The sequence below is a fragment of the Colidextribacter sp. OB.20 genome (assembly GCF_009911595.1).
Lineage (GTDB): Bacteria > Bacillota > Clostridia > Oscillospirales > Oscillospiraceae > Lawsonibacter.
Genome location: NZ_QWKG01000031.1, coordinates 1 through 8,656, shown reverse-complemented (window position 1 = coordinate 8,656; position 8,656 = coordinate 1). Strand labels below are relative to the sequence as shown.

The 8,656-nt window shown below is 59.2% G+C and carries 11 protein-coding genes; all 11 read right to left on the bottom strand.

Annotated features, from left to right (window positions below):
* Nucleotides 1-210: 210 nt before the first annotated feature.
* Nucleotides 211-1,098, bottom strand: a complete 888-nt coding sequence (locus D1641_RS08885; protein ID WP_160664805.1) for a hypothetical protein — start codon at nt 1,096-1,098, stop codon at nt 211-213.
* Between the two features lie 170 nt (nt 1,099-1,268).
* A complete protein-coding gene (locus D1641_RS08880) occupies nt 1,269-1,937 on the bottom strand; it encodes a DUF4367 domain-containing protein (protein WP_160664803.1) in 669 nt (222 codons plus the stop codon).
* Nucleotides 1,938-1,962: 25 nt separating this feature from the next.
* Nucleotides 1,963-2,511 (bottom strand): sigma-70 family RNA polymerase sigma factor, encoded by a 549-nt coding sequence (locus tag D1641_RS08875; RefSeq protein WP_160664801.1) that lies wholly within the window; start codon nt 2,509-2,511, stop codon nt 1,963-1,965.
* Nucleotides 2,512-2,897: 386 nt separating this feature from the next.
* Nucleotides 2,898-4,328, bottom strand: a complete 1,431-nt coding sequence (locus D1641_RS08870; RefSeq protein WP_160664809.1) for a relaxase/mobilization nuclease domain-containing protein — start codon at nt 4,326-4,328, stop codon at nt 2,898-2,900.
* A 96-nt stretch (nt 4,329-4,424) separates the two neighbouring features.
* Entirely contained in the window at nt 4,425-4,733 is a 309-nt protein-coding gene (locus tag D1641_RS08865) for a plasmid mobilization relaxosome protein MobC (RefSeq protein WP_160238442.1), read from the bottom strand.
* Between the two features lie 44 nt (nt 4,734-4,777).
* Nucleotides 4,778-5,374: a hypothetical protein gene (locus D1641_RS08860; RefSeq protein WP_160664799.1), complete on the bottom strand. Its 597-nt coding sequence runs from the start codon at nt 5,372-5,374 to the stop codon at nt 4,778-4,780.
* Nucleotides 5,375-5,507: 133 nt separating this feature from the next.
* Nucleotides 5,508-5,861 (bottom strand): cysteine-rich VLP protein, encoded by a 354-nt coding sequence (locus D1641_RS08855; RefSeq protein ID WP_160664797.1) that lies wholly within the window; start codon nt 5,859-5,861, stop codon nt 5,508-5,510.
* 4 nt (nt 5,862-5,865) lie between these two features.
* Nucleotides 5,866-6,051 (bottom strand): hypothetical protein, encoded by a 186-nt coding sequence (locus D1641_RS08850; RefSeq protein ID WP_160664795.1) that lies wholly within the window; start codon nt 6,049-6,051, stop codon nt 5,866-5,868.
* Nucleotides 6,048-6,698: a CD1107 family mobile element protein gene (locus tag D1641_RS08845; RefSeq protein ID WP_160664793.1), complete on the bottom strand. Its 651-nt coding sequence runs from the start codon at nt 6,696-6,698 to the stop codon at nt 6,048-6,050. Before D1641_RS08845 ends, D1641_RS08850 begins: the two co-directional genes overlap by 4 nt.
* A complete protein-coding gene (locus D1641_RS08840; protein ID WP_160664791.1) occupies nt 6,695-6,946 on the bottom strand; it encodes a DUF4315 family protein in 252 nt (83 codons plus the stop codon). Before D1641_RS08840 ends, D1641_RS08845 begins: the two co-directional genes overlap by 4 nt.
* 15 nt (nt 6,947-6,961) lie before the next feature.
* On the bottom strand, nt 6,962-8,584 hold the full coding sequence (locus D1641_RS08835) for a CD1108 family mobile element protein (RefSeq protein ID WP_243149334.1): 1,623 nt from the start codon (nt 8,582-8,584) through the stop codon (nt 6,962-6,964).
* Nucleotides 8,585-8,656 lie beyond the last annotated feature (72 nt).

The following is an 8,656-nucleotide window of genomic DNA, read 5'->3' as shown; positions in this document are numbered from 1 at the left end:
TTAGGCTCATGTTAATTGCTCCCTCTATTTCGACAGTTTTGTTTTTCCACTGTCTACTTTAGAGGGAGCATATCAAATCGTTGTTTCAAAACCGCCGTTTGGTAGTTGTTCAGAGCGCGTTAATAGACAGCCGCCCATCCAACGGTTTTTTTATATGCCGTTTCCGTTGGCGGCTAAATGTCTTTTTCTTAGTCTGCTCAATATCCTATATCATTGGAAATTTAGCGTTTGACCAGTGAATTTCATTTGCGCAGTATCTATAATTCTATGCGACTTTTCCATCTGGGACGCAAAGAAATTAAGACTGGTGTTTCCATCAAAAATAGAGGTGCTTCTGGCGGGTTCCGTAATCTGTTTACCGTTCGTCATCTGTGTGTAGGCAGATTCTACGTTCTGCTTCATTCCGTCGAGTACCTTGGACGCATTTTCTAACGCTTTCATAATTTCCTGGGGATCATCCGACAAATTGGAAAGTCCCAGGGATTCAGCGGAAATAGAATTGAGCAGATTTTCCGTCGCCTTTGACGCTAATCCACCAGACAATCCATCGTATTCATCCACTGTGGACCGGTGCGGATTGATATGGCTATGAATAATGTCGGTATAGTCTGATTGAATACTCTGCTTGTAGTTATGCAGATACGTTTCCGCCAAATCTTTTGTCATATTGGGATCGCTATGCGTACCTGTGCCGTTCAAATAGTTTTCCAGCTCGGAAATCTTCGACATGGTATATTCCAATTTGGATTTTGCATAGTCAATCACATCGGAAACAGTCTGTATTCCGTCTCTTTGCGCCAAAATCGACTGTTCCGCCCATTCCTCTTGGGTAAACATTCCGGGTGCGTACTTCTGAAAATCGGAAGCAGCTTCGGGCTTTTTGGCTTCATCTGCTTTTTCGGTTTTGCTGGCCTCCAGAAGCTCCAGAGCCGTTTTGCTCAATTCAACCGTATCACGGTTTTTCTTGTTGCCATAATTGGTGTTTATCTGCTGGATCATCTTTTGAAAACCAGCGTTTTGCACTTGTCCCATTCGTTGAATTGTATTCTGCATTTGCGGCCCAAACATATTCTGGCTGCTTGCTAAATTGATTCTCATAAATAATTCACTCCTCCTCTCTTAATTGCCCATATGGGCGGCTGCCTGTATTTGACCAACGAACATAAACTTATCACCTTTCTTATAATTTGCTTGTGCGATGCTTGTTCTTACTCTTGATTTTTATGCCACCTCCTGCTATATCGCCGTACAAACTTTGACAGACGCATTTAAGATGTCATTTCAGCGGTATCAACACTTTCCAGCACCTCCACGCTCTCGGCCATTTTAATAATTTCATCATCACTGAATGACGCCGAAATGGTGAATAGTGCGCCTGCCTCGTCATTCATCCATATAAGAACATTTTCTTTTCCTGGGTCTGGGTCTAAATATAAATCAGCCGAATGACCGTCTATCAAAATATGTTTCACTTCAATACCATCACTTTCAACCTGGGCTTCCATTGAAGTGGTGTACATAGTATAAGAAAACATGGCAAGTTCTTCGTCTGTTTTTTTGTATTCTATCTTGACATTCCGGGGATTGGAATACTCCGAAATTACCTCATAGCCATCAGGGACCCAGGTTGGGCGGTAGATAATATCTTCCAGACTGTCTTTCTTTTCACCGAAATAATGGTAGACAGACCAGCCCTCCGACAATTCCCGCACCCATCCCACAAATGCCGCCCGCGCCTCCGGGCTGACTGCCAGGACAGTACAGCCGCTCAACAGCGCCGCCAACAGGAGGCAGGCCGCAGCCTGGGTGATCCGATACCAAACGGGATGGTCGGCCCGGCGGATCAGCTTTTTCATTTTGCGCTCAAAGGCCGGTGAAAAAGTCAGGGCTTCATCCTCGCTCAATATTTCCTCGGAGGGTATTTCCTCTAATTCCATGAAACACGCCTCTTGCAAAGCCGCTTTAAGCGTCGTCATTTTCATGCTCCTTTGTCAGTTGATCCAGCAGCTTTTTTCTTCCCCGCTGGACACGCTTTTTTACCGTCTCCGTCTCAATGCCCAGCAGCCTGGAAATCTCCGTCAGCTTGTATTCCTCTACGCATTGAAGATACAGCACATCCCTGTAAAGTACCGGCAGTTCCCGGATGGCGTTCAATACTTCCTCGTAGGCAATCCGCTCCAGTACGTCCTCCTCCAGATCGTACTCGATTGGGATCACGGCGTCTGGACTTTCAAGGACAGTTTCTTTTTTCCGTTCCGCAAGCATGGTAAGCGAAATGTTTCTAACTATAATAACCGTAAACAGCCGCGTTCGGGGACAATTTATCTGCCCGATTTTAGAAAAATTTTTTACCAGCCGCAGAAAAGCCTCCTGTACCGCGTCCTCGGCCAGTTGATGGTCTTTCAAAATCTGCATGGCGATATGGAGCATAGTCCGCCGGTGGGCGTGGTATAGGGTTTCAAATTTTGCCCGTTCCTCCGGGGTATCGAGCATTTGCAGGTATATCAGCATGGGGCGTTACCTCGTTTTCTGCTTTGTGTCGGGGTGGGCTTGTGCCTTTGACAAACTCCTCCGTAAAAAACACTCTAATATATAAACCTGAAAACGAACGGTTTGGGGACAGGATTTTTGAAAAATTTCAAAAAATTTTTTCTCTGCCGCAAAGCCATTATAATATGCGGGACAGCAGGGCGCAAGGGTGCCCTGCCCAGACAGCGCCGTCCCATAAAAAGCGGGGGTTTCGGGGGACGCGCTAAACGGCAAGCAGGGCAAGTGTGGCCACACTTGCCATTTTTGACTGGCCGGGGGCCGTCAAAAATGCTTGTTGGGGTTGCACCCCAAACCCGCCGGAAGCCTCTGGACACCGTGTCCAGAGGCTTCTGTCTGCGGCCCCGTCGCTATCGCTCCTGGGCCTTACTCTCCCGCCCGCCGGGCAGGCCGAGGAGGTGATCGACGTTGGCCTTGACCGCCACCGCCTCCCGCATTTCCTGTTGTGCCGCCCGGTATTGGGTATAGAGTTTTTTCTTCCGCTCCGCCAGCTCCCGGCGCTCCTTTTTCAGCGCGTCCATCCTGGGGAGCTTGGCCCCGCCCAGAATATCGTTGATCGCCGCCTTTGCCGCCCGATAGGAGGCCAGGGCCTCCTCGTGCTCCGCCAGATACTTCTTGCTGTACCGGGCGGCCTTGTAGCCGTCGAACACGGGCCGGGTCTTGGCGTAGTCCACCACGGCCCCCATGAGTTTCGTGGTGGAGGCCAGCCGCTCCTCCACCCCCCGCAGCTCCCCGGCCAGGGCGTGGGCCCGGTCCACCACCTCCGCCGTCCGCTCCGCCAGGGCGTCATAGTCGGTCAGGCCGTTCTCCTGGAGAAACTGGAGGGCGGCGGCCATCTGTTTGAGATTGTATATTTTTGCCCACCGCTCATAGCCTGGGCCCTTGCCCTGGGCCATACGCTGCTGAATGTCAATAATCAGATTGACGCGCCGGGGAGCCGCCGAACGGGGCCGCCCCTGGGCGGGCTTGCGGACGGGGGCCCGCCCGTCGATCACCGCCTCCACGTCCTCCGGGCCGTAGCCGTCCCCCAGGGTGGAAGCCCGGAAGCGGGTGGCCCGGTCCTGGCCGGGAAGCCGGAACGAGATTACCCCGCCCCGGCCCCACTTCACCTGGACCCCCGCCGCCTCCATCCGCCGGAGGAACCCGGCAAAGTCGGCGGGCCGTTCCGCCAGGGCCCCGTCTATGATCCCCCGTAGCTGCTCCTTGTAGGAGGGTGGCCGGGACGCGCCCAGCCATTGGCCGTAGTGCCGGAATTTTCCCTTGCTATGGAGCTTGGGGTTTTTGATAACGGACAGGTCATGCTCCAGGCATATCCGGTCGGACAGCCGCCGCAGGGCGCGGGCGGAGCCTAAAAAATCCCGGTATTTCCGGGTGCAGTCCAGGGTGGTGGAGTTGTAGTAAATATGGACGTGGGGGTGGGGGCGGTCCGCGTGGGACACCACAAAGAAAGCGTGTTTCCCCTTGGTCCAGCGCATCGCCAGCTCATAGCCGATATTCAGCGCCTCCTCCGGGTCCAGCTCCCCAGGGGGGAAGGATTGGCGGATCTGATAGCACAGCACGTCGGCGTCCCGCTTTTGCTCCCGGCCCGTGATAGATTTATACCGGGCCTTGCTCAAAAGAAACTCGCTGTCAGCGGTGAGGGGGTCGCACTCGTAGGAGCGGATCAGGGACCCGTCCAGGGTCTTTTCCGGGTTCTGGCCGTAGTCGAAGCGGTCCGACAGAGAGGCCAAAATCGACTTGCCCCCGCTGATATGGTGGGATATGAGGCGGGTCGTCGCCAGGGACAGCACCCCCTTTCAAAATCGGTTCTCCCCAGCTCTGGACACGGTGTCCAGAGGCGGGGACAGCCGGGGAGCGGCCAGGGCCGCTCCCACGGGTCACAGGGCCACCACCTGGGCCAGCTTCTCCAGCAGCTCGGAGAGAGGGCCCCACAGGTCGGCATAGTCCTTTTGGAGCGCCTGGAGCTCGTTGGGGTAGAGGCCGCCGTAGGTGTTCACATGGAGCGCCGCCTGATTGAGATTGTTGGCGCACCGCCGCTGGAGGGACACCAGCTCCCGCACCGGGGAGAGGTCCACCTGGAGCACATAGCCGTTGAGGGCCATTTTCCGCATATAGGCTCCCATGTTCAAAATGCCCACCTGGGCCATGCGCTCCTGGATTTGCCGCTGCTCCTCCGGCGTCACCATGACGTGGAGATGGACGGAGCGTCGGCGCTTCTTTCCCGCCACGGCTACCTCTCGCCCCGATCCGGGGCCTCCCGTTTGGGAGTAGACGGGGCCTGCCGTTCCTGGGCCTGCCGCCCCGCCTCCTGCATCTGCCGGGAAATGGAGGGTTTCCACTCCATGCGTTTCCCCACAGCCGGGTTGTCCTTGGAGGGCCGCAGCTCATAGTCCGCCATATCCTTTTCCGACAGGGGCCGCGTGTAGGTCAAATGCCCCCAGGCCAGGAACGCGCCGCCCTCCACGGGAACGCGCTGGTCGTAGTTTACGATCTCGTCCGGGGCGTTGTGCGGCGGCTTGGGGAATGTGCCGATGTCCACGGGCCGCTGGGTGGAATAATACTTGTAAAGGCCGGGCTCCTCCACCCACGCCACCTTGACGGAAAACTGCTGCTGGTAGTCCTCCACCCGCTCCGTGAGTTCCCGCGCCAGCGCCTCCCGGTCGCTGCCGTAGTGCCCCCACTCATATTGCCGTCTGCCGTGCTCGTCGTCATAGCAGGCCCAGGTCACAAAGGGCTCCGGCGCTCTGGGGCACTCCCCCAGGGCGAAGCCCCGGCCATTCTCCAGCATGACGACTTTTAATATTGCGTAGCCTTGATTTTTGTCCATGTTGATCTCCTCCAAAATGTTGACAGTATGGGGCCGAAACAGGGGCAGGACGTGAAATGATACGGCCCGCCCCCGTTCGGCGTCTGGAAAGCCTTGAAAACACTGGATTTTGGGGGACCTAATTGTCAACAGGTCAGCCCCGTTTTTTCCGCATATGGTCCCGTTGCTGTTTCCTATGGGCGGCCTGGGCGCAGGCGGGGGAACAGTAGCGCCGCCGCCCGGTCAGGAGAGCGGGCCGCCCGCAGAGGGGGCAGGCCCGCGTCTCCACGGGGCTGGGGGCGGTGAGTGCGGCCTCCAGGACCGGGTCCAGGGGGAGGACCGCCGCGCGGAAGTAGCGGCACAGGGGCCCCGTCCAGGTTTTCCCCAGCATATAGCACTCGCAGTCCAAAGGCAAGCATCCCACGGCCCGGTCATAATTGGCGCACCACTTCACCACCAGGGCCCGGATCGCCGCCCGCTCCTCGCGGGTGAGCTCCCGCTGCTCCATGCCGTCACCTCCCCCCGCCGGGCCCGGCCCGGCTCCGCAGATAGGCCCGGAAGCAGGTCACGCACCGCAGACCCCGCCAGTAGGGGCATCCCTCGCACTCCGATCCCCTGGGGGCCTGGGCAGGCTCCGGGGGGCGGTGGTAGGTGGGCTGCTTCATAAAGGGCTCGTAGGGGCTGTCAGTGAAGTTCACTCGTCCCCTCCCTCGTCCTCGTCGTCCACGTCCCAGGGGGGCTCGTCGTCGTAGCCGTCGGGCTCGTCATAGTCGGAATAGTCCTCCTCCGGCTCCGCCGCCTTGTGCTGCTTGGGGCGGTATATCTTGAAGTACCACCCGGCCCCGCCGCCGATAGCCAGCACCGCCAGGGCCGCCAGGAGCATCCCGGCCCCGCCGGACTTTTGGGGCTCCGGCTCCGGTTCGGGGGCCGGTTCGGGCTCCGGGTCCGGCTCCACCACGGGGGGCGGGGCCTCCGGCTCCTGCCCAGGCTCCGCCAGGGCCATCAGGTCAGAGACGGTGACAGCGTTGAGAAAATACACATTCTCCGCCCCACGCTGCCGGTCAATCACAAGATAAAAAACCGCCTCGTCCGCCGTGGTGATGGTGAAAAACTCCTTGCCGTCCTGGTCCGTGGCGTTGTCCAACACCGTCCCCGTCCCCTCCGGGGTGAACGGCTTGGGCTCCTGGGGCTGCTCCACGGGCAGGGGGTCCACAGGCTCCAGCCCCACCCAGGGGACATACTCGCCGCCCTCGTCACCGCCGCCCGCGTAGGCCGGGACGGTGAGCACCCCCACCATCAGGACGGCGCAGAGCATCGCCGCCAGCATACGGGATTTTTTCTTCATTCCGCACTCTCCTTTCCCTCGCCGGGCTTCTGGACACCGTGTCCAGAGGGCCCGCCCCGGAGCTGCCGCAGGAGGGCGGGCAGCTCGTCCAGGGACACGCTCATGCCCCGCACGATGTCCACGATCTCCTCATTCTCGGCCTCCCGGTGCTTCTGCTCCAGCTCTTTCAGCCGGGCCTGCTGCTCGTTGATCTTGGCCTTGACCTTCTCCATCTCGGCCCAGATTTTCGCGCTCTTGCTGACTGCCATTCAAAACCTCCTTCATCATGGTAAACGCCCCCAGGCGTAAAAATGGGACTGCCAGTAGCTTGTATTCAAACTTGTAAATTGCACCGGGTCCCCACAGTGGAGCATCATCCCATCCCCCACATAGAGGCCGCAGTGGGTCACGCCGTCCGGGTTGGGCGCGTCGTAGGTGTAGCGGAAGAATACCAAATCGCCGGGCCGTGGGGAGCTGACAGGGGTGCAGTAGTTATAAAGCCCCTGGGCCCCCAGGCGGCCCACGTCCCAGCCGCATTGGTTCAGCACATAGGACAGGAAGCCGGAACAGTCAAAGGACGTGGCCGGGGAGCTGCCGCCCCAAACGTAAGGATAGCCCAGGTACTTCTCCGCCTCGGTGAGCAAAGCGGAGAACACGGGATCGGAAAGATACTGCTCCGGCACGTCGTAGGGCTGGGGTGGGTTGGTGATGTACTTGTCCACATAGCCGGAATTGGGGAACAGGTCGGGCCGGTTGCCCAGGGCGGCCATGTAGAGGGCGTACCGGGATAACTGCTCCCCGCCCATCATGTAAATGGGCAGGTGGGACAGGTCCTCGTTTTTCAGCGTCACCGTGCAAATGTAGTAATCGTAGTACACGCGGTAGCTGCTGGAATGGGTGTTGCCCTCGCCGTCGGTCCAGGTGTCCGTCTCGATGTAATACCGCCGCTCCGTCACCACGTCCTCCGTCAAAATATACTGCCGGTCGAAAATGGCCTGGAGGGTCCCCCGCGCCTCCTCCAGCGTCCACTCCCCCTCGTGGAGCGCGGAGAGCATGGAGATCAGCACATAGGGGTCATGCTCGATGGCGTCCAGGTCGAAGTGGTATTCGTCATAGTCGTGGGTGCTGGTGTAGGTGTCAAGGTACTGTTGCAGCTCCGCCTCCAACGTGCAGTAGGCGGCCTCGGCCCCCAGCATATCCCCATCCTGGGCGGGGTAGGTGCTGGCCCCGATCCCGCCTATGATCCCGTTCCCCAGCGTCGCCAGGGAGGAAGCGCAGGACTGGACCGTGAACAGGAGGAGGACGCAGGCCAGGGCGATCACCACGCCGCCAGGGTGACGCTTGACGAAGCCCACCACTTTCTCCGCCAGCTTCTCCGCAGAGACGGCGGTTTTCTCGGCGGCCTTGGCTCCCTGCTTGGCGGCCTCCCGCGCCTGTTTCGCGTACTGCCGTTTTTGGCGCTGCTTTTGGGCAAACCGGGCCAGGGCGTTTTTGCCCAGGTCTGGGTGCTTCTCCAGCTCCGTTTGAAAGCGGTGCTCCGCCGTGGCCTTGACATACCGGCTTTCCGCGCGGGCGGCGGCCTTGGCCGGGTGGTCCCGGACGGCCTGCCGCACACGGCGGGTCCCCCAGCGCCCCACGGCCTCGCCCACCAGCTCGGAGTGGTGGGCCCCCTCGGTCCCCACGTTCTCATGCTCCACCTCGTACACCTTGCCGTGGACGAAGCCGTGAACGCTCCAGCCCAGGGCCCCCGCCCCGCGCTTCACGGGGCCGGGGAGCTTGGCCGGGGCCTGGGCCGCCAGCTTCTCCTGGGCCGCGCCCATGCGGAGCTTGGCCTTTTCCGCCTTGACCGCGCTTTTCTCCGCCCGCGTCTGCCCCTGGGCGCTCCGCTTCTTCCCCTCCTGCCGCAGCCGCTCAGAGGGCCGGGCCCGTTCGCTCTCCTGGTGGAGCTTGGATTTGTGGTCAGATTTGCGGGGCCTCTG

Excerpts from the sequence above, each read along its gene's own strand:
- D1641_RS08885 (WP_160664805.1), bottom strand. The coding sequence starts at position 1,098 with ATGAGAATCAATTTAGCAAGCAGCCAGAATATGTTTGGGCCGCAAATG.
- D1641_RS08880 (WP_160664803.1), bottom strand. The coding sequence starts at position 1,937 with ATGGAATTAGAGGAAATACCCTCCGAGGAAATATTGAGCGAGGATGAA.
- D1641_RS08875 (WP_160664801.1), bottom strand. The coding sequence starts at position 2,511 with ATGCTGATATACCTGCAAATGCTCGATACCCCGGAGGAACGGGCAAAA.
- D1641_RS08865 (WP_160238442.1), bottom strand. The coding sequence starts at position 4,733 with ATGGTGACGCCGGAGGAGCAGCGGCAAATCCAGGAGCGCATGGCCCAG.
- D1641_RS08860 (WP_160664799.1), bottom strand. The coding sequence starts at position 5,374 with ATGGACAAAAATCAAGGCTACGCAATATTAAAAGTCGTCATGCTGGAG.
- D1641_RS08855 (WP_160664797.1), bottom strand. The coding sequence starts at position 5,861 with ATGGAGCAGCGGGAGCTCACCCGCGAGGAGCGGGCGGCGATCCGGGCC.
- D1641_RS08845 (WP_160664793.1), bottom strand. The coding sequence starts at position 6,698 with ATGAAGAAAAAATCCCGTATGCTGGCGGCGATGCTCTGCGCCGTCCTG.
- D1641_RS08840 (WP_160664791.1), bottom strand. The coding sequence starts at position 6,946 with ATGGCAGTCAGCAAGAGCGCGAAAATCTGGGCCGAGATGGAGAAGGTC.